Raw genomic sequence first — 20999 nt, forward strand, 5'->3', positions numbered from 1 at the left:
ACGAATATTTATGCCTAGTCCACAACTTTTAGGGAAGAGCCGTTTCTTTCTCTGACTTTTATAGGCTTGGATGAAAAAGAAAAAAGTCTGCTAATCTACTGACTAACAGACTTTATGTCTTTGTTTGGCATTTTGTGGCTTTTGACCTTTTTACCATTTTGTGGGCGTTGACGGATTCGAACCGCCGACCCTCTGCTTGTAAGGCAGATGCTCTGAACCAGCTGAGCTAAACGCCCTTGTTGGGGTTACATTTTCTCTCAAATGCGTGGCAAAGGTATGCAATTTTTTTATTCTACAAAACAATTTCCATACATTTTTTAGAAAAAGTATCTAAATTTTGATGCGCTATTCAGAGGCTGCTTTTTATTGCTCTATTTTCCAATTATTTACTAGAAATACAACGAATGACTATATTTTTAATTTTATATGTATTTTTCCCAATAGAGCAGTAATCCCGATAGTCAAAAATGAAAAAATGATACATTTTACTAATCCGATAGGAGAGGTTGTCAGCGATTCGGGAAGAGAAAATGGCGTTAATACGAAAATAGCATATAAAAAATAAGGGATCAGATAGCAGGTAAGCGTGGCAGTCCCTGCCGGTTTTATAATGCCAAACCAAGATGCTTTGTTCTCGATGTCTGTCAACCAATACATCAATACGTATAAAAGAATGGAGATTCCTGTGCACAAGAATAGCCATGTAGGTGTCGCTTGTATTTTGGAGATGATCCAAAAGTTGTGAGCTGCAAATCCGCCTAGAATGAATATAATACCGATAAAGGTCGATGTTAGCATTTTTTTCTTTATACCGATACCCAGTTCAGATTCATTGAAAAGCAGAGATATGAGCATCCCACTCATCGTAAAAGCATGAAAGCATCCATTGCCTGGGATAATTCCATCAAAGATACCTAGCCAATGATTCGACCCGCCAATGCATAGTAGTATAAAAGCAAAGAGGGCAACAATGAGGTAACCTTTATTTTTGTTTAGGAATAGATATACAATAGCACACAGCAGGTATGTCCATCCGATAAGTCCCAGTATGCCCCACCAACGAGGTTGAAAAACTCCTCCATCCGCATCTCTAAATATAAAAGCTAATATAGCCAGAATGACTATACCTATAATTTTCAATCCGGAATATAAATTTTGTCTTGTTCTATTCTCTGTTTTGGGGTATACATTCCAGATAAAGAAAAAAGCCAGAAGCATGATCAATGTAAATATAGGTTTGCTGATGCCTATGCTCGCCGCTACGCCCGATTCAAGGTTTACGGTAAACATACCCATCACCAAAAGAGCGATAGAACGAATAATGATGTGCTTCAAAATTCCTCTGTTCGAATCACCTTTCTTCTTCCTTATCTCAATAGCCAAAGGAATAGACATTCCTAGAATGAAGAGAAACGAAGGAAAAACAATGTCCGAAAAGCCGAGCATGTCTTCATTCGCTGCCGCATGTTCGAGCCAGTGGGGTACATTGCTTACACTCCATAGGTCGTTCACAAAAATCATAAAAAACATTGTCAAAGCTCTGTATACATCTATCGATGCTATACGTTTGGGTTTTTCTGTGAGCGCAGAAGTCATAAAGTGGTCAGATTAGATTATTAAGATTCTATTTTGCTAAAAAACAAAGATATAAAAAAAGAAAAGCGAAAGTTTATACTTTCGCTTTTCTGATATAAATAATTATCGTATTTGCTTATTTCGCACTTGCTTGTATAACATCTACAGTTGTACCCCAAGTTTCGGAAGGTTTGTCACCCATTGTAAACTCTAGTGTACCACCATTGATAATATCATTGAAGTTGATATAATATTTGTCGTAAGGCTGTCCGTTAAGAGTTACGCTCTGGATGTACTTGTTTGCAGCACTGTTGTTTTTTGCTATAATGTTCAATACCTTGCCATCTTTAACCTTCACAGTAGCTTTGTCTACAATCGGACTACCGAAGATATATTTTCCTCCGGCAGGCTCAACCTGATAGAATCCAAGAGCAGACAATACATACCATGCCGACATTTGTCCAACGTCTTCATTTCCTGAAAGACCTGCAGGTTGATCATGATACATTACAGACATCACTTCACGAGCTCTTTCTGCTGTTTTCCATGGTTGACCTACGTATGGATACATATAGATTACGTGGTGGCTCGGTTCGTTTCCGTGAGCGTATTGACCGATCAATCCACTGATGTCAGGAGAAGCATCTTTTCCTAGCGACCCTTCTACGATGAATAAAGAATCCAGTTTTTGTACAAATTTTTCCTTGCTTCCAAACAGGTCTACAAGTCCTTGTACATCATGAGGAACTAACCATGTATATTGCCAAGCATTTCCTTCTGTATAGTCGTTTTCGCGATGAATAGATTCGAACGGATTAAATGGTGTTCTGAATTTACCATCAGAAGAAAGACCTCTCATAAAGCCTGTTGACTTGTCAAAAAAGTGAGTGTATGCTTTACTGCGTTTCAAGAAATATTCGTAATCTTCAGTTTTTCCCATTTTTTGAGCTACCTGAGCAATAGTCCAGTCTGCAATAGCATATTCCATTGTTTTAGCAACACTTTCGTTTCCTTTATCGTAAGGGATATAGCCGTACTGCTTTAGATAGTTCAAGCCTCTTTCGTCCAGCATAGCCGACTTTTTCATAGCTTCATACGCCAGGTCTTTATCAAACCCGTCATAACCTTTCAAGATAGCATCTGCCACAACAGATATACCCGGGTTACCAACCATACAGTCTGTTTCGCAACCCATCAAGTGCCATACAGGAAGCTTGCCTTGTTGCTGATATATTGTAAGCATTGTATTGATGATATCGCTCATCTTTTCAGGATGAATAATAGTCATCAATGGGTGAGCAGCTCTGTAAGTATCCCACAAAGAGAATGTAGTGTAATTTTTGAAAGCTCCCTTCTGGTGCATTTGCCCGTCAGAACCTCTGTAATCGTTATTTACATCGCAAAATTCGGATGGAGCAATCATTGTGTGATAAAGAGCTGTATAGAACACACGTTTAGCGGCAGCATCGTTTGTTTCTATCTGTATCTTGCTCAATTCTTCGTTCCATGCTTTGTCTGCATCTGTAATTGTTTGCTCAAAGTTCCATCCCGGTAGTTCGGCTTGCATGTTTAATTTTGCATTTTCGATGCTTACCGGAGAAATAGCTACCTTAACATATACATTTTCTTTATCCTTTGTATCGAACAATACCTGTCCATATGCTTTTCTCGCATTGATGCTATTTCCCGCTTTCACCTCTGTAGAATCTGATACTACAAATTGCTTCATTGGTTTAGAGAATACAGCTGTGAAGAATATGCGTTGGTCTACAGCCCATCCTTTCGAATAGCGGTATCCTGATATTACAGAGTCGTTTTCTTGAACAAGGTATCCTTCCATTGGGGTGTCCCAACCGATACCATGTTGTAGGTCGATGATTACCTTTGCTGAGTCTGATTGAGGGAATGTATATTTGTGGAACCCAACTCTTTTGGTTGCGGTTAATTCCACATCAACATTAAATCTGTCGAGATGAACAGCATAGTATCCAGCTTTTACCTTTTCGGTCTCACGTCTGAATAAAGAATATATTCCTGATTTAGGGTCTTTAAGATCTCCTCTTTTTAGAACTACATTACCTGTTGCAGGCATAAATGATATATCTCCCAAGTCGCCGATACCGGTTCCACTTAGGTGCATATGTCCAAAACCGATAATGGTAGAATCTGAAATATGATATCCCGAGCACCAATCCCATCCTTGCGAATAGTTTGTTGGTCCTAACTGAACCAATCCGAAAGGTACATTCGCTCCTACAAATACGTGCCCATGGTCGCCGGTTCCGATATATGGATCGACAAATTGAGTAAGATTAGGTGTCGCATCCAATTGTTTCGTCCCCTCGCAAGAACTTAAAAATCCACACAAAATAAGCCATATTGAGATGGCCTTCGTCATTCTGATTAAATTAAATGTCATTGTTCTATTAGATTACTATATTAAATTATTTAATTATTAACATATTGTTTGCCTGTAAATACAGACAGAATCATTAGGCAATTTATTTGAGATTGTAAAGTTATTTATTTTAATTAAAAAATATTCGAATAATCGATTTATTGCTTTTTTTTAACCAGTTCTTAGGCTTATTGAGCCGAATTAACTATTTGAAATAAATCAGAATTGTATTTAGAACATGTTATTCTCCATCTTTGATTGCTTATGAAGTAAAGATGAAAAGTATTTCATTTTTGGTACATATTTTTTAAATGTTAAAAAGGGGCAAGGGGTGAGAGAAAATTTTGATAATTTTAGAAAAAATAAAAGTTTGTTCGAAATGAAATAAACAGGTTCTTAATAATTTAATTTTATCTTTGTGTTATTCCGGCCTCAAAATATGTCATTGGAAAATAAGACAGTTTCTGTTCCGTTTGATATATAAATTCCACGGATGAAGTAAGCTAATATGAAGCATCTCTTTACTGTCATTATATTGTTTACTAGCATTGCCGCTTTTTCTCAGAAAAAATATGTGTTTAGTGGCAAAATATATAGTGAAGGAGATAATACTCCGCTCGCCGGAGTTGCCATCGCTGCAAAAGAACATACTCAATCTGCCGGTTTTAGCGATGCTGCCGGCAGCTTCTCTCTGCAATTACCTTCGGGCGAGTACAGTATTATATTCAAGCTGTTAGGCTATGATACCAAACACTTTAAGATCAGAATAGATAAGGATCTCTCTCAGGATATTGTTTTGACAAAAGACATTGTTTCTCTCAAAGAAATAGAGGTGCTGGCTGTAAAATCGGACGATAACGTGAAGCGGGTGCAGTCGGGTGTCGAAAAATTGGAAATAGAATCGATGAATAAAATCCCTGTGTTATTTGGCGAAAGAGATATCTTGAAAACAATTCAGTTGTTGCCCGGCGTACAAACTGCGGGAGAGGGCAATATCGGATTTTATGTGCGGGGAGGAAGCAGTGACCAAAATCTGATACTGCTCGATAATGCAACAGTGTATAACCCTTCTCACCTTTTTGGGTTTTTCTCAACATTCAATTCCGATGCTGTAGATAATATGACTATCTATAAGGGTTCTATGCCTGCCCAATACGGAGGACGACTGTCTTCGACACTCGATGTGAGCATGCGTGATGGTGATTTGAAAAACTATCACATGAATGGAGGCATTGGGCTTATCTCCTCCCGGCTTACATTAGAAGGCCCCATACAGAAGGAAAAATCATCTTTTATTGTTTCTGCCAGACGTACTTATGCTGATGCCTTGGCTCGTACGGTCGGCGTAGAGCAGGTAAAAGGGTCGACATTATACTTTTATGACCTGAATGCAAAGCTTACTTACGCTTTGTCGAATAAAGATAAACTGATACTGACAGCTTATCATGGAAAGGACAAGCTAGGTCTTGATCAGATAGCAACAATGGATTGGGGGAATACAATCGCCGCTCTGAAATGGAATCATATCTTTGATTCGAAAAAGGTTTCGACCACCACTCTTTCGTATACCGACTATAAATACAATGTAAGTGTAGATCTCACGACAGGGCTTAATGTTATGTCGCGGATAAGGGATATCAATTTCAATCAGGATTTTGTGTTCTATCCCAACGAAAAGAATTTGATACGCTTCGGCTTCAACTCTATCTATCACCAGATTGTACCCGGAGAATTGGTAAGTAAAGACCCATCTCAACTAAAAGTATCGCCGTATGCCCATCGTTATTCATGGGAGAATACACTGTATGCCTCTAACGATATGAAGCTTAGCGATAAACTGGAATTTAGTTATGGTGTTAGGCTGTCTTCTTTCAGTGTGCTGGGCGGAAGCGACTATTATACTTTCAACGAAGAAGACCAGTCTATAAAGGATACAATTGCCACCAAAAGGGGAGAGTTTCTGAAAACATATTGGAGTATAGAGCCACGACTTTCGGTGGCATATCAGCTAAACGAGTCGTCGTCTATTAAGGCTGCTTATGCGCTTACAAGGCAAAACCTGCATCTGCTCACTACATCGAATATGTCTAGTCCGATTGATCGCTGGATATCGAATACCGATTATATAAAACCCGAAGTGGCGAATCAAGTTTCGTTGGGTTATTTTCGCAACTTCCAGAATAATATTTTTGAGTTTAGTGCAGAGGTGTATTACAAAGATCTGAAAAATCAGATAGATTATAAAGATGGCGCAGATGTAAGGGCTAAAGAAGTTATAGAAACCGAACTCTTGTTTGGTAAAGGAAGAGCCTACGGATTGGAGCTTTTCCTGAAAAAGAAATACGGTCGTTTTAATGGTTGGGTAGGTTATACCCTGTCTCGCAGCGAACGCAAAATAGATAAGATAAATGACGGTAAATGGTATGCAGCCAATCAGGATAGGACGCACGATATTTCTGCTGTCGGTATTTATGAACTGAGCAAAAAGTGGACATTGTCGGCTACGTGGGTTTTTGCTACGGGCAGCCCTATGACATTTCCTTCGGGTAAGTATGTTATTGATGGGCATGCTATATATTATTACGAAGGCAGGAATCATTATAGAGCCCCTTCTTATCATCGGCTCGATTTGGGAGCTATGTGTGTCTTGAAGAAGACAAAGAAATATACATCCGAGCTTTCGTTCGGCTTGTATAATGCATACGCCCGTAAAAATCCTTATATGTTTGGCTTTAGACAAAACGAAGATGACAGGTCAGCGTCAGAGTCGTATATGATTTATTTATTTAGTGTTGTACCCTCAATTTCGTGGAACTTTAAGTTCTGAAAATTATGGTTATTGTAAATAAATGTCTTTATATAATTTTTCTTCTCACATTGCTCACGGCATGTGAAGAGGTTGTTCAGCTAGACCTTGCTCAGGCTCCGCCCAGAGATGTAATTGATGCTTCTATAAAAGAAGGGGCTCCGTGTTTTGTGTTGTTGACTCAAACAAAAGGTTTTTATGATAAAGAATCTTATAACCGTTTGTCGGGGGCTAAGGTTGAATTGACTGACGATAAAGATAATGCTGATATACTCATAGAAAGCCAGCAAGAGGCCGGTTTCTACGTTTCTTCAATTGTAGGCAGGGTAGGACGCGCATATAAATTGAAGGTTACCATAGGAGATAATATTTATACATCAGAGGCTAAAATTCCCAATATCGTACCCATCGATAGTGTTTATATTTATAAGGTTACGGTAGCCAACGAGGCTATTTATTCGCCATGTGTGGTTTTTTATGATCCTGTAGATGTAGAGAATTATTACTATACAACACTCTATGTAAACGAAAAGGCGATGAAATCCTTATACTTAGATAGCGATAAATACCGCAACGGGCTGAAAGTCGAAAATATTCTGCTGTTTGATAAGGAAGATAATAATGACGAAGCACTCAAGGCAGGTGATAAACTAAGAATTGAGATGCAAACATTGGATAAGGGAATGTATACTTTCTATAGATCATTGAGCAGTGTTGCCGCCGGAGGGGGGACAAATCCTCTTACGAATATTGTTGGCGGTGCATTGGGTTGCTTTAAGGCTTACAATTCAGTTTTTGTTAATTATACAGTTACCGAAGACGATATGAATAAATAATAATTTCCGTATCTTTGTTCTCATAGTCTATAAATATTGGTAACTATATGTTTAAATTTCTTGGATTCTTATTACTTATCGGACTTTTCGGTTTCCTTATTTTAGGAATATTTTTGGGCAGGGTTATTCGTTTCTTTGGTTCATCTTCGGATAGGGCTAAGAGTAATCGTCGTCAGACCAATAACAATTCACGGTCGGCTGCTGAGGATACCACTCAAAAGAAATTCTCGAAAAATGAAGGCGAATATGTCAATTACGAAGAAATAAAAGAAGAATAACCAATTGGTTATTCTTCAAAGTTTATTTTTTCATCTATAATATACTCCGGCCTGCTTTTTACTTCATCAAAGAGTACCCCGATATACTGTCCCAGCACTCCGATTGTTATTAGTTGTACACCACCAAAGAATATAATTATAATTATCGTAGAAGTCCATCCTGTAATCACATTCGTGAAGCCCAAAAGATGCCCGAGCCACACCCACAATCCATAAATAATTCCGATAAAGAAAGCGATGGAACCCAGACTGATGGATAACATCAAAGGCTTTTTGGAAAAATAAAGAAGAGCTTTTTTTGCGAAAGAGAGCATTTTCTTGAGTGGATATTTTGTTTCTCCGGCAAAGCGTGCGTCTCTGTTGTAATAAAATGGAACTTGCTTGAATCCTATCCAGCTGATAAGTCCACGAATATACTTTCCTTTCTCTTTTAGTCCGTTGAAGGCATCTATCGCTTTTCTGTCTACGAGTCGGAAGTCGCCTGTGTCTTCCGGGAATTCTACTTCCGATAGATTATTCATTGTTCTGTAAAAGAGTTTGGCTGTCGCTTTCTTAAAAGCAGTTTCACCCTCTCGTTTTTTCCTTACACAGTAAACAACGCTGGCTTCTTCCTTGCGTTGCGTTTCAATGAGATCAGGAATCAATTCGGGGGGGTCTTGCAAATCGGCATCAATAATTACTGCGAAGTCCGTCTTACAGAGATTCATTCCGGCTGTTACAGCGGGTTGATGCCCAAAGTTGCGAGAGAAATGAATAACTCTCGCTTTATCATCTTGCGATGCTATATGATCGAGTATATATCTCGTATTATCTTTGCTACCGTCATTTATAAAAATTATATATCCCACTACATCATCGAGTGAGTTTAGAACCTCTTTTGTTCTCCTGTAAAACTCCTGTATAACTGCCTCTTCGTTATAACAGGGGACAATAACGGATAGTGTTTGCATCTTTTATCTAATCTATTAATAAATATATTGAATCTGGGGTATATGTATTATCCGGAGAATAGATAACCCAATCGGTGAGAAGATCCAGTGGGTATGTTTTTATGTCGCCTTCGTTGAGGGCTGCAATCCAATAAGGCTGATTCAGTAGCTTTCCTTCTATCTGATTACCTGCTATAGATATGACTTCGTACCACAGATGCTCTTTATCCGTTTCCGAGTCTGAATTATCTACAATGAGTCCCAGCTTAACAAGGAATGTCCAACCCGCTTCATCCTCTTCTTTCTTTGAGTTGAACAGGCTCTTTAAGAATGATTTCTTTTCAGGCTGCTTATGTTCTTTGCTGAACACGTTGGCAAATACTCCGAAACGTTCTTTAGCCAAAGCACTCATCCTGTTTGTTTCTTCTGTAGTTATATAGTAAATTGGATTCTCGGCAAGTGTAGAGGTATATATCTCGGGTGAAATCATATTGCCGTCTTCTACTGCAAACAGTATGCCCGAAGGTTCAGCATGTACATTGTCCACCTCGTCGCGGTCGCCCGCACCTCCAAGTATATTTTGGGGAAGGTCTTTCAATGCCTCTTCCCATCTTAGCCAGCAGAGGTTTATGCCCATGCCGTCGTAGCCGATGGTAAATCTCTCTTTTTCTTTTGCCGGGTCGGTCAGGAATTTCTTTACTGTCATATTTATCAGCGTATTCATTTGCTCAGCACCCTGACTGAAGTTGAGCATTTCCAACTCTACCGACCCGCAACGATGCAGGCCATGTGTATGGAACCAATAGCGTCTGTTTCCGTTTTCGCCGTCTTCGTCATACACACAGTGCAGCGTGTATAGATAGTCGGGTGAAGGGGGTACAGGTGATTTTGCTGTGATGCTTAACCATTTAGCCGATAATAGTCTGTACGACATGAAGTCAAGAACCAGACTGGCATCAGGAGCAATGGCGTTCATTATTTTTAATTGCAGATGAAACGAATCCAGTGGGTTTAGTTCGAAGTATAGAGAAGTCTCCAAGAAGTATTCCTGCTCCATTGCTACCTGTAGCGATTCTTCGTCTATTGCATTGGCAAAACCGTAATCGTTTAGATTTATATTTTTTGTGTCGCTGATATATAGATCGACATTAAAAATAGCTTCTTTGTATTCTATTTCGGCATGAAAACTCATTATTGAGTATTCAATATCTACTTCTACCTTGTTGAAAGATTTTAAATTGAAATCTGAGTTTTGTGCTAAGGATTTTTCTATCTGCGCAGCATCGAACTTGAAGTCTTTGCTTCTGGGGTATATACCCATTGCCGAGGCTAACCCCGTTTCGCCTTCTGCCAGCAGATTATATTTTTCACTATTATCCATGTTAGTAAGTTCTGTTGAGTATTCTTTTCGTATTCTATTTATATAATATACAAACTTAATGAAAAAAATAGTAGGTGTATGCTATTCAAAAAGAATATGTGACGTCTAAAAAATAAAAGTCTGAGAGAATTATCCTCAGACTTTTATTTTTTATTTCGCAGAAATCTTAGAATTTCTTAAATCCCATTATTTCACGTACTTCTCTAACTGTTTTGCGTGCGCTTTCACGTGCTTTTTCCGCCCCTTCGGTTACTACTTTGTGCAGATAGGCATCATCATTTTGAATATCCTGTATGCGCTCACGTATCGGTGTCGTTACCTTGATAATATCTTCGGCTAATTGTTTCTTAAGATCACCGTAACGAATTTCGCATGTATTCCATTTGTCTTCGAAATGTTGCACCACTTCGTCAGTAGAAACCACCTTTAATATGGTGAACAGGTTTTCGATATAGTCCGGTTTTACTGAGTTCGGTTCTTTTGGTCCCTCGTCGGTAAGTGCACGTTTCACCTTTTTCTCGATGCTTTTAGCGTCTTCGTCCAGATAGATGCAATTTCCTTCCGATTTTCCCATCTTGCCGCTACCGTCCAGTCCCGGTATTTTTATCAGCTCTTCACCAAAGTTGTAAGCTACAGGCTCTTTGAAGTACTCTACACCGTACATATTGTTGAAGCGACGGGCAAATTTGCGTGTCATTTCCAAGTGTTGTTCCTGATCTTTTCCTACAGGTACTTTGTCTGCATTGTGCATCAAGATATCGGCAGCCATCAGGGTAGGGTATGTCAATAGTCCGGCGTTTACATTATCGGGATGTTTGCGGGCTTTTTCTTTAAACGAAACGGTTTTCGAAAGTTCGCCCATATAGGCGTGCATGTTCAGTAGCAAATATAGTTCGCATACTTCGGTCACATCGCTTTGTACGTATATCGTCGATACTTCAGGATCGATACCTGCCGCAAGATATTCTGTCAATACGTTCTTTACGTTTCCGTGTAGTATTTTCGGATCGGGATGAGTTGTCAGCGAATGATAGTCGGCTATGAAGAAGAAGCATTTGTTTTCATGTTGCATTCTTGTGAAATTCCTCAAAGCACCGAAGTAGTTTCCTAGATGCAGTTTTCCGGTAGAACGGATACCGCTTAGTACTGTTTCCATGTTTTAAATATTTTTTTAAGGCACAAATATAGTCAAAATCTATAAATGGGTTGGTATATATTCACAACTTGTGCAATACAAATGGATGAAATATTCCACGGTGAAATTTTCGTTCTTAGTACCTCGGAATGGCAAAAGAGCGCTGAAAGGAGAAGTTTTGGAAAGAATTCTCAAAAATTCCTTCCGTAAAAAATCTAAACAGGCAGTCATGTGTATTTGATTTAAAACCTAATTTCTTTATCTTTGAACAATGTCATGTCATTAATCAAAAGATATATGTTGAAGAGCAAGAGAATATTCGTGTTTGGGGGCATCCTGTCTCTGTTTTTATCCGTGTCTGTGAGTGCACAAAGAGTAGTGAAACTATGGGAAGAGAATCCGCCAACAGTTAATGGTATCACCGAACCTGAGAAGTATGACAAAGGTAGCGGGTGGCTTACCAATGTTTCTGTTCCCGAGCTTCATATCTACTTGCCTGATGGTGCGAATAACACAGGTGCTGCAGTCGTTATCTGCCCCGGAGGAGGATATGCAGGGCTGGCTTTCGATCACGAAGGGGTACAATTTGCCCAATGGCTCAACAAACAGGGTATTGCAGGTATCATACTCAAGTATCGGATGCCGAACAAGCATAAAGAAATTCCGTTAGATGATGCATGGCAAGCAATGCGCTACGTAAGATCGCATGCTGCTGAATTGGGAATAAAATCAGATAAAATCGGTATTGCGGGGTTTTCGGCCGGAGGACATCTTGCGGCAACGGCTTCTACCCATTTTGCAACATCGGGAGTAAGTACACGCCCCGACTTTTCGATTCTTTTTTATCCCGTTATTACCATGCAGGTAGCCACACATGGCGGATCTAAATATAATCTGTTGGGAGAGAATGCTTCACAAGCGGATACTTATACTTTTTCGAATGAGAAGCAAGTGAATGTAAATACCCCTCCTGCAATATTGTTGCTTAGCGACGATGACGATAGTGTGCAACCGGCAAATAGCATCGGCTATTACGATGCTCTGAAAATGAATAATATTGCGGCTACAATGTACATATTTCCCGAAGGAGGACATGGTTGGGGAATGAGAGAGAATTTTAAATATCATACACAGATGCTCACCTTGCTGCAAATGTGGCTGAAAGATATACAAGCAAAATAAATAATAATATCACTTAAATAAATATCAATATGCAAAAGATAAAAGTGACGAATCCCGTTGTGGAGATGGACGGGGACGAAATGACCCGTATTATATGGAAATATATAAAAGATAAGTTGATACTCCCGTATGTGGATGTAGATCTCAAATATTTTGACCTGGGTATAGAAAACCGTGATGCGACAAACGATCAGGTGACAATAGACAGTGCAGAGGCAACTAAGAAATATAATGTAGCTATCAAGTGTGCTACAATTACTCCGGATGAGGCTCGTGTAGAGGAGTTCGGATTGAAAAAAATGTGGAAATCTCCGAACGGGACAATCCGTAATATCTTGGGCGGAACAGTATTTCGTGAACCTATTATTATGAGTAACATTCCTCGTTTGGTGAATACATGGGATAAGCCAATTATTATAGGGCGTCATGCGCACGCCGATCAGTATAAAGCGACTGACTTTGTTACAAAAGGAAAAGGGAAGCTTACTATTACTTACACACCCGAAGGGGGAGAGCCTCAAACCCATACTGTGTACGATTATAATGGGGATGGTGTAGCCTTGGCAATGTACAACACCGATGAGTCTATCTATGGATTTGCTCATTCGTGTTTCAAACTGGCGTTACAAAAGAAATATCCATTGTACCTTTCTACAAAGAATACTATATTGAAAGCTTACGACGGACGCTTCAAGGATATTTTTCAGGAAGTATATGAAAAAGATTATAAGGAAGCATACCAAAAAGCAGGCATTACATACGAACATCGTCTGATAGATGATATGGTTGCTGCTGCCTTGAAGTGGAACGGCGGTTTTGTTTGGGCATGTAAGAATTACGATGGAGATGTTCAATCCGATACAGTAGCACAGGGCTTTGGCTCGTTAGGATTAATGACTTCCGTATTGCTTACCCCTGACGGCAAGACGATGGAGGCTGAGGCTGCTCACGGAACAGTGACACGTCACTATCGCCAACATCAACAGGGGAAAGAAACATCAACCAACCCTATAGCCTCAATCTTTGCATGGACAAGAGGATTGTCTCACAGAGGAAAACTGGATGAAAATTGGGCGCTTGTTGATTTTACCAGAAAACTGGAAGAGGTCTGCATAGAAACTGTAGAGAAAGGGAAAATGACAAAAGACCTTGCTTTGCTAGTATATGGCGATACCATGCACAGAGGCGATTATCTGAATACAGAAGATTTCTTAGATGCGATAGCTGAAGGCTTGAAAGAAAAGCTGGGAGTGTAATCCTATTAATAAATAGGAAGTAAATTATCTTAATGTAGATTAAGTGGTATAAAATGTTTACACTCGTCCCTTTGAATTTGCAATCCGAAACTCGTCCCTTTGGATTTGCAATCTGAAGGATAATGAAAATAAATAGTATTGCGATTGCAAATCCCCTAAGACGATGAAAAAATACGACAACTATTTTCATTAAAGACTTAGTTGTGGCCAACAAAAGAAAAAGTGACAGTAGAAAATATATAAAATACCTGTCACTTTTGTCACCTTTTAATAAAGGAAGGAAAATAAGTCGGTAGTTTTACAAGTTCATTTTTATGGTGATTATAACAAAATAAAGATGACAGAAGTAATAAAAAATAACTATATTTGCTCTATTAATATTATTAGAAAATAAAACTTTAAACATACTGAAAATATGAGATTTGTTGTTTCCAGTACAGCATTATTAAGTCACTTGCAGGCAATAAGCAAGGTGATCAATTCAAAGAATACATTACCTATTTTAGATTGTTTCTTGCTCGAGCTCGAAGGTTCTACCCTCTCTCTTACAGCAGCAGACTCTGAAACACGTTTGGTTACTTCTCTTGAAGTGAACGAGGCTGACGGTAATGGAAAGTTCGCAGTGAATGCAAAGAATCTGTTGGATCCATTGAAGGAATTGCCTGACCAACCGCTTACATTTGAGATCAATAGCGACAATCTGGAGACATTTATTTTCTTTCATAACGGTAAGTATAACTTTATCGGACAAAACGGTGAAGACTATCCTCAACCTAAACAGTTGAAAGAAACAGCCGTTAGCCTGACTATCGAGCCTCAGGTTTTATTTTCTGGTATCAACCGCACACTGTTTGCCAGTGCTGACGATGAGCTTCGTCCGGTGATGAATGGCGTTTACTTCGATATTAGCACCGAAGATCTTACTTTCGTAGCATCTGACGGACACAAGTTGGTACGTTGCAAAACATTGTCGGCAAAGGGAGCTGAACGTGCTTCGTTTATTCTACCAAAGAAACCGGCAAACTTACTTCGTGCTATTCTGCCAAAAGAATCGGAAACAGTAGAAATCAAATTCGATGAGAATAATGCCTATATAAAAATGTCGAGCTATACAATGACTTGCCGTTTTATAGAAGGTCGTTATCCGAACTACAATTCGGTAATTCCACAGAATAACCCGAACAAAGTAATTCTCGATCGTTTGTCGTTCCTCAATGCTTTGAAACGTGTTTCGGTATTCTCTAACCAGGCAAGTAACCTCGTCAGATTGCAACTGTCCGACAAGAATATTATCGTTTCGGCTCAGGATATAGATTTCTCTACAGCAGCCGAAGAAACTATTTCGTGCGATTATACAGGAACACCGATGAGCATAGGTTTCAAATCAAGTTTCCTTATCGATATTCTGAATAATATCCCATCGTCTGATATCTCACTCGAACTGTCAGACCCTTCACGTGCAGGACTTATTATCCCTGCCGAAAATGAAGAGAACGAAGATTTGTTGATGCTGCTTATGCCAATGATGCTCAACGACTAAGGAACGTTATAAATAACAAATATAGATATATGACAACTTTATCATTCTTCTGTAAAAGAGAGGGATGATAAAGTTTTTTAATAAAAAGCTTATGGAACTAAATCTGAGGAATCCGATAATATTCTTTGACTTGGAAACCACCGGAACGGATACGGTGAAAGATCGTATTGTAGAACTATCCTACCTGAAGGTATATCCGAATGGGAAAGAAGAGATGAAGACCAGACGTATCAATCCTGAGATGCCAATCCCCGCAGGTGCAACTGCTATACATGGTATATCCGACGAAGATGTGAAAGATTGTCCGACCTTCAAGCAGATTGCCCGATCTTTGGCCGATCAGATGGAAGGTTGCGACTTGGCAGGGTTCAACTCGAGCCGTTTCGATATTCCTCTCCTTGCGGAAGAATTTCTTCGTGCTGATGTGGATATCGACTTCTCCAAACGTAAAATGATAGATGTACAGATCATCTTCCATAAGAAAGAGCAACGCACGCTCGAGGCTGCATATAAGTTCTATTGCGACAAGGATTTGGATAATGCTCACTCGGCTGAGGCAGATACACTTGCTACTTACGAAGTGTTGAAGGCGCAGTTGGATAAATATCCTGATCTGGAAAATGACATGGAAAAGCTGGCTGCGGAATTTTCTTTCTTTAATAATAATGTAGACCTTGCAGGACGTATTATAAGAGACGAGAATGGCATAGAGGTGTTCAACTTTGGCAAACATAAAGGAAAGCCGGTAGCTGAAGTACTCAAGAAAGAGCCTAGTTTCTATGCGTGGATGATGGATGCCGATTTTCCATTAAACACCAAGCAAGTATTAACGAAGATCAAGTTGAGGGAAATACAAAAGTAATCGCCTCATTCAATGATATTAAAAAGGCTGTCTCTTCTAACAGGGACAGCCTTTTTGATCGTTTAAGCATGGAGCTATCCTTTTAAGACAGCTCCTTAAATAACCAATATCGCTCTTTATTTACAAAGAGTTACCTAAATAACTCACCTTATTCTATTACGGCGGCAAAACCTCCGTTTCTAGCCATCTTTATCTGTATCTTATCACCCGATTTTACGTGAGATTCTTTTCTGCGATAGTCCATAGCCTGACGTCCGGCATTGATTCCGTCTTCGAACGAAGTCATATTATATGATGTTCCGGCATTGAGGAAGTCAAGGCTTATCTCAAGTTGTCTTTCTGTGTTATTTGTCATACCGCCTATATACCACTTATTGCCTTTGCGTTTTGCTACAAGCGCATATTCTCCCGCTTTGGCTTCCAGTGCACGAGTTTCGTCCCATGTAACAGGCACATCGGTGATAAATTTGGTGCAATCTTCATTTCTGTAATAAAGAGTAGGGTTGTCTGCCAACATTTGAAGTCCGCTTTCGAAAATAACGAACAGTGCCAACTGGTAAGCTCTGGTTCCGATGCTTGCCGAGTTCGGGCGATGACCACAGTATCTTTCGGGTTGCATGCTGATCATTGCTCCCGGTGTGTAATCCATAGGACCTACCGCATTGCGCATGAATGGGAAATAAACACTGTTTTCAGGGGTGCAGCCTTCCATTTGCTCCATGCCTCTTACTCCTTCGTAAGAAAGGATATTCGGATACTTGTATTCGATTCCCGCAGGCTTGAACGAGCCATGATAATCAACCAGAATATTATATTTTGCGGCTTCTTTGGCTATACGTTCGTAGTAGTTCACCATCCATTGGTCGCTTCTATCCATAAAGTCGATTTTAACACCCTTAACACCCCATTCGCTGAATGTTTTGAATATATCGGGATTGTTTTCTACCACTAACCACGTTAGCCATAGTATGATGCCTACATTCTTTTCTTTTCCGTAGCGGATAAGTTCGTGTACATCTACTTTCGGATTTGGAGTGTAAGGGTCGCGTGTGCTTTTTGCCCAACCTTCGTCCATAATAATATACTCGATACCGTATTTGGATGCAAAATCGATGTAATATTTATAGGTGTCGAGATTGAATCCGGCTACGAAATTCACATCCGGGCCATAAGGTGATGCTTCGTTCCACCATTCCCAACTAACTTGTCCCGGCTTGATCCACGATACGTCTTGCAGTTGGCTTTTGGTAGCCAGCCTGTATGTCATTGTGTTTTCTATAAGCTGCTTGTCGTCTTTTGTAATGACGAAGTAGCGCCACGGAAAATTTCTTTTTCCTGTTGTTTTAGCTATATAATCCGCTTCCTTCACAATCTTCAAGCTACGGTCTCCATCTTCTCCAAATTCGAGTGGAGCTTTTGGAAATGTAGATTGTACTCCGTTTGCTCCATTCCCTTTAAGGAACATGCAAGGATAATCCGACAGGTCTGATTCGGATATCAGTATTTTGTATTTTTTCTTTGTATCTATCAATACCGGCAATACAGACATTCGGTCTGTTGCTTTCCACTCATTGCTCTCAACGTGTGTATATGGTTCTTCGTAGGCCGTTTTAAATCCACCGGGCTGCTGTAAATGAAGTAAATAATTTGCAGGGAAATTGATAGTAAAATCTTCTCCTAAAACTTCTACATCTCCCTTTTTATTGGTTATGAAACGGTAAGCAATACCATCATCAAAGGCTCTGAATTCGACAGAATAATCTCCTTTGAAAGTGAGCAAGAGCGAATTGTACTGATTTTTTACAGATGAATATTTTAAGGGAACAACAGGAGTAAGAACCTCGTTTACTTTGTTTGTTTTTTGCCCTGATAGTTTGGGATTGAGCCCGAGCGTTTCATTTCCGAGGTTTAAACTCAAATGATTCTTTTCTAATAGCACATCATTGTTATAAGATATTGTGTAATATATCTTATTTGAAATACTAAGGGATACTTTTATCTCTCCGTTAGGCGATTGTAATTCAGCTTTTTTCTGAGCGCTTAGGCTGAATGCAATACTTAGAAATAGTAATAACAATAGGTTGTGTTTCATGTTTATTATAGATTAATGTTTAGTTTGTTTTATTTGTTCCAACAAGGGATTCGAACGGGCATTTATCTCCTGCTTATATCTTATTTATTTTCTTTTATTGTATATTGGTGAACGCCTGAACCTACAGTATATTCTTTGTCTGCATATATCGTTGCAGTAGATCCGGCAGGAATGGTTACCGAAAGATTTATCTTATCTCCCTCTCTCTTCCACTCCGATTTTATCAAACCTCTCACAGAATTATATTCGCCTTTAACCCATTCCAAGTCTTTCACAAAATGAGGTCTGATGATTACGTTCTGAAATCCGGGTTGGTCTCTATCGAGATTGATCCCCGCTAACGTGTTGTACATCCATGCACTGATATCTCCCATAAATACATGGTTGATAGATGCATCGCGAAACTCAGGGCTAAGTGTCCATGTTTCGGCAAGGGTGCTGTATCCCTGTGTTTCTACCCAGTATCCCCACGATGGAGCTTCGGTCTTGGTTGCCATTTTGTATGCATCTTCTACATATCCGTATTTGGTAAGCATAGCAGGAACGGTTTTGCTGCCCAATAGTCCAAAGTCGAGGAAGTAATTATTTCCTGAAACGGTTTTGTGCAAATTGTCGGCAACGAGCTGTTCTTTTCCTTCGGGAACTATTCCCATATACAGAGCTACCGCCTGAGCTGTTTGAGTACCATTGGCATAAATACCTGTTTCGGCATTGAAGAACTTGTTGTTTATCAGTTTTTTAAGCTGCTCTGCTTTTTGTTGATATGGAGTGGCATTTTTTCCTAAGAGTTTGGCAAAGCGTGCCATCAATACATAGTCGTGATAATAGTAGAGTGTCGATGTATACTCATTCGGTGTTTGAGCTTTATAAAACACCCAGTCTCCCAATCCAAAGTTCAGGTATCCTCCGTCTACTTCTTTTGTTTTCAGATAATCCAGATATTTGACCATAGTAGGGTAGAGGTGTTCTATGCTTCGGGTCTCGCCATAGTAGTCGTACAGCGCATTGGGAATGATAAACATCGCAGCATCCCAAACAGGTCCCGGCCAGTCGCCGAATCCCCATCCCGAAGATGGAATAATACCGGCAATCACACCGTCTTCACGTTGGTTGTCGATGAAGTCGTTCATCCATTTTTCGTATAAGGTGATTCCATTAAAGTTGAGTAATGCCAAGTCGATAGCAACATGTGCATCTGCCGTCCATCCGTTCTTCTCACGCTGAGGACAATCGGTAGGAATACTGTGTAAGTTACCTTGATAACTTTGGTTTGTTGCAGCCCATATCTTGTTCAACAGGTTGTTTGAACTGCTGAAATTACCCACCTGTGGTATATCTGTATGTAGGAACAATCCTGTTAGGTTATCCACTGTAAGTGTTACAGGGCGATCACTTTCCACTTCTATATACTGGAAACCATGATAGCTGAACTGAGGTGTAAATTCTTCTTCTTTTCCTGTTCCTTTCAGGATGAAAACATCTTCTTGAAATACTTCTCCTTTTTTCTCAGGGTGATAATAAACATTGATGTTGCCTTGCTCGAGTCGCCCGTCTGCTTTTAGGAGTTCTCCGTGGCGTAGTTTGAATGTTGTGCCTGCCTCTCCTTTTACCGAGAAACGGCAAACCCCTGCAATGTTTTCTCCCAGATCGAAGAGGTATATCTTATCTCCGAATGATTTTACCGATTTAGGCTTGATTTCTTTTACAGCACGGATTCCCGGCATTTGCTGAGCAACCAGTATAGGAGCCTGTTCTTTTGACGCTTGTACTTTGTTCCACTTAGAGTCGTCAAATCCGGCAGTGTTCCATCCTGTTTCTTCGAGGCGGGCATCGTACCTGTCGCCACTGTATATGTTGTTATATGTGTAAGGTCCTGTGTTGGTTTTCCACGTTTCGTCTGTGGATATGATATCGGTAGAACCGTCATTGTATACAAGCCTTAGTTCGCTCAACAAACTAGGACGTTCACGCCAGCGGGCTCTTTCGAAGTCCCATACGGCTTTGCTCTGGCAATTGTAAAAACCATTTCCGAGAACTGCCGCAATGGCGTTGTCTCCTTCGGTGATAAGTGATGTTACATCGTGTGTAACATATAATATACGTTTGTCGAAATGTGTGTAACCCGGATCAAGGAAGTTTTCACCTACTCTTTTTCCGTTTATAAACATCTCGTAATATCCTGTGCCGCTTACATAGACACGGGCTGATATTAATTTCTTTGCAGTCTTAAATTCTTTTCTGAATAATGGCGCAGGTTCAAACTCTTTGTCGTGCGAATCTGTGATCCATTTTGCCTGCCAATCCGCTTTCGACATTTTAGCCATTTCGAAATAGCTGACAGGTGATGTGTGGGTTTTTCCTTTCTTGTCCCATACTGTCACAGTCCAATAGTAACGGGTATGTGAAGATAGTTTTGTACCTCCGTTGTATATGGTACGGGGAGTTGTGCTTTCTATTTTGTTGGAAGTCCATATATCCGCTTTGCCCGAAGCAAGTAGTTCTTCGCTGCTGGCTATCTGTATCTGGTAAGCTTCTTGCCTGAAATTTTCAGTATCACTACCGAACACCCATGTGAAGCGCGGATGTTCGGCATCGATACCTATAGGGGAATCTAAATACTCGCATTGAGTTTTTACTATCTTTGTACTTTTTGAAAAACTGCCACAAGCACTTGCCAAAAAGGCTAAAATAACGGAAACTGCAATCAGGAGCTTTAGATTCTTTTTCAT

The 20999-nt window shown here is 39.8% G+C and carries 14 protein-coding genes and 1 tRNA gene; 7 read left to right on the forward strand and 8 right to left on the reverse strand.

All coding sequences use genetic code 11. The features are described from left to right. Window positions 1-161: 161 nt before the first annotated feature. The 3 genes from BGO84_RS04695 to BGO84_RS04705 all read right to left on the reverse strand — a co-directional run bounded on the left by BGO84_RS04695 (window position 162) and on the right by BGO84_RS04705 (window position 3994). Window positions 162-236, reverse strand: a tRNA-Val gene (locus tag BGO84_RS04695). A gap of 172 nt (window positions 237-408) precedes the next feature. Further along, window positions 409-1596, reverse strand: coding sequence for a DUF5009 domain-containing protein (locus tag BGO84_RS04700; protein ID WP_291027997.1), 1188 nt, complete (start codon window positions 1594-1596; stop codon window positions 409-411). Between the two features lie 115 nt (window positions 1597-1711). Then, entirely contained in the window at window positions 1712-3994 is a 2283-nt protein-coding gene (locus BGO84_RS04705; RefSeq protein WP_291027999.1) for a GH92 family glycosyl hydrolase, read from the reverse strand. 487 nt (window positions 3995-4481) lie between these two features. On the opposite strand from BGO84_RS04705, the gene BGO84_RS04710 reads away from it, so the two are divergent. The 3 genes from BGO84_RS04710 to BGO84_RS04720 are packed head-to-tail and all read left to right on the forward strand — an operon-like array spanning window position 4482 to window position 7893. Continuing rightward, window positions 4482-6800 carry a TonB-dependent receptor gene (locus tag BGO84_RS04710; RefSeq protein WP_291028001.1) on the forward strand — a complete coding sequence of 773 codons (2319 nt, stop codon included), beginning with the start codon at window positions 4482-4484 and terminating at the stop codon, window positions 6798-6800. 5 nt (window positions 6801-6805) lie between these two features. Continuing rightward, a complete protein-coding gene (locus BGO84_RS04715) occupies window positions 6806-7615 on the forward strand; it encodes a DUF4249 family protein (RefSeq protein WP_291028003.1) in 810 nt (269 codons plus the stop codon). Window positions 7616-7662: 47 nt separating this feature from the next. After that, window positions 7663-7893, forward strand: a complete 231-nt coding sequence (locus BGO84_RS04720) for a DUF4834 family protein (RefSeq protein WP_291028005.1) — start codon at window positions 7663-7665, stop codon at window positions 7891-7893. Between the two features lie 8 nt (window positions 7894-7901). Here BGO84_RS04720 and BGO84_RS04725 read toward each other — a convergent pair whose 3' ends face one another. The 3 genes from BGO84_RS04725 to trpS all read right to left on the reverse strand — a co-directional run bounded on the left by BGO84_RS04725 (window position 7902) and on the right by trpS (window position 11359). After that, entirely contained in the window at window positions 7902-8843 is a 942-nt protein-coding gene (locus tag BGO84_RS04725) for a glycosyltransferase family 2 protein (protein ID WP_291028006.1), read from the reverse strand. 7 nt (window positions 8844-8850) lie between these two features. Then, on the reverse strand, window positions 8851-10203 hold the full coding sequence (locus tag BGO84_RS04730; protein ID WP_291028008.1) for a DUF4026 domain-containing protein: 1353 nt from the start codon (window positions 10201-10203) through the stop codon (window positions 8851-8853). A gap of 166 nt (window positions 10204-10369) precedes the next feature. Continuing rightward, on the reverse strand, window positions 10370-11359 hold the full coding sequence (gene trpS / locus BGO84_RS04735) for a tryptophan--tRNA ligase (protein WP_135104563.1): 990 nt from the start codon (window positions 11357-11359) through the stop codon (window positions 10370-10372). 276 nt (window positions 11360-11635) lie between these two features. On the opposite strand from trpS, the gene BGO84_RS04740 reads away from it, so the two are divergent. The 4 genes from BGO84_RS04740 (at window position 11636) to BGO84_RS04755 (ending at window position 16178) form a co-directional block, all read left to right on the forward strand. Next, a complete protein-coding gene (locus tag BGO84_RS04740) occupies window positions 11636-12520 on the forward strand; it encodes an alpha/beta hydrolase (RefSeq protein ID WP_291028009.1) in 885 nt (294 codons plus the stop codon). Window positions 12521-12549: 29 nt separating this feature from the next. Next, window positions 12550-13776 (forward strand): isocitrate dehydrogenase (NADP(+)), encoded by a 1227-nt coding sequence (locus tag BGO84_RS04745; RefSeq protein ID WP_006843862.1) that lies wholly within the window; start codon window positions 12550-12552, stop codon window positions 13774-13776. 415 nt (window positions 13777-14191) lie between these two features. Continuing rightward, window positions 14192-15316 carry a DNA polymerase III subunit beta gene (gene dnaN, locus BGO84_RS04750; RefSeq protein ID WP_006843861.1) on the forward strand — a complete coding sequence of 375 codons (1125 nt, stop codon included), beginning with the start codon at window positions 14192-14194 and terminating at the stop codon, window positions 15314-15316. Window positions 15317-15407: 91 nt separating this feature from the next. Then, window positions 15408-16178 carry a 3'-5' exonuclease gene (locus BGO84_RS04755; protein ID WP_291028011.1) on the forward strand — a complete coding sequence of 257 codons (771 nt, stop codon included), beginning with the start codon at window positions 15408-15410 and terminating at the stop codon, window positions 16176-16178. 148 nt (window positions 16179-16326) lie between these two features. On the opposite strand, the gene BGO84_RS04760 is transcribed toward BGO84_RS04755, so the two are convergent. Both BGO84_RS04760 and BGO84_RS04765 read right to left on the reverse strand, forming a co-directional pair. After that, window positions 16327-18270 carry a glycoside hydrolase family 97 protein gene (locus BGO84_RS04760; RefSeq protein WP_291028013.1) on the reverse strand — a complete coding sequence of 648 codons (1944 nt, stop codon included), beginning with the start codon at window positions 18268-18270 and terminating at the stop codon, window positions 16327-16329. Window positions 18271-18350: 80 nt separating this feature from the next. Next, a complete protein-coding gene (locus BGO84_RS04765) occupies window positions 18351-20999 on the reverse strand; it encodes an alpha-L-rhamnosidase (RefSeq protein ID WP_291028015.1) in 2649 nt (882 codons plus the stop codon).

It is taken from the genome of Dysgonomonas sp. 37-18 (genome assembly GCF_001899125.1).
Lineage (GTDB): Bacteria > Bacteroidota > Bacteroidia > Bacteroidales > Dysgonomonadaceae > Dysgonomonas.

Excerpts from the sequence above, each read along its gene's own strand:
- BGO84_RS04715 (WP_291028003.1), top strand. The coding sequence starts at position 6,806 with ATGGTTATTGTAAATAAATGTCTTTATATAATTTTTCTTCTCACATTG.
- BGO84_RS04765 (WP_291028015.1), bottom strand. The coding sequence starts at position 20,999 with ATGAAAAAGAATCTAAAGCTCCTGATTGCAGTTTCCGTTATTTTAGCC.
- dnaN (WP_006843861.1), top strand. The coding sequence starts at position 14,192 with ATGAGATTTGTTGTTTCCAGTACAGCATTATTAAGTCACTTGCAGGCA.
- BGO84_RS04725 (WP_291028006.1), bottom strand. The coding sequence starts at position 8,843 with ATGCAAACACTATCCGTTATTGTCCCCTGTTATAACGAAGAGGCAGTT.
- BGO84_RS04745 (WP_006843862.1), top strand. The coding sequence starts at position 12,550 with ATGCAAAAGATAAAAGTGACGAATCCCGTTGTGGAGATGGACGGGGAC.
- BGO84_RS04705 (WP_291027999.1), bottom strand. The coding sequence starts at position 3,994 with ATGACATTTAATTTAATCAGAATGACGAAGGCCATCTCAATATGGCTT.
- BGO84_RS04710 (WP_291028001.1), top strand. The coding sequence starts at position 4,482 with ATGAAGCATCTCTTTACTGTCATTATATTGTTTACTAGCATTGCCGCT.
- BGO84_RS04730 (WP_291028008.1), bottom strand. The coding sequence starts at position 10,203 with ATGGATAATAGTGAAAAATATAATCTGCTGGCAGAAGGCGAAACGGGG.
- BGO84_RS04720 (WP_291028005.1), top strand. The coding sequence starts at position 7,663 with ATGTTTAAATTTCTTGGATTCTTATTACTTATCGGACTTTTCGGTTTC.
- trpS (WP_135104563.1), bottom strand. The coding sequence starts at position 11,359 with ATGGAAACAGTACTAAGCGGTATCCGTTCTACCGGAAAACTGCATCTA.
- BGO84_RS04700 (WP_291027997.1), bottom strand. The coding sequence starts at position 1,596 with ATGACTTCTGCGCTCACAGAAAAACCCAAACGTATAGCATCGATAGAT.
- BGO84_RS04760 (WP_291028013.1), bottom strand. The coding sequence starts at position 18,270 with ATGAAACACAACCTATTGTTATTACTATTTCTAAGTATTGCATTCAGC.
- BGO84_RS04740 (WP_291028009.1), top strand. The coding sequence starts at position 11,636 with ATGTTGAAGAGCAAGAGAATATTCGTGTTTGGGGGCATCCTGTCTCTG.
- BGO84_RS04755 (WP_291028011.1), top strand. The coding sequence starts at position 15,408 with ATGGAACTAAATCTGAGGAATCCGATAATATTCTTTGACTTGGAAACC.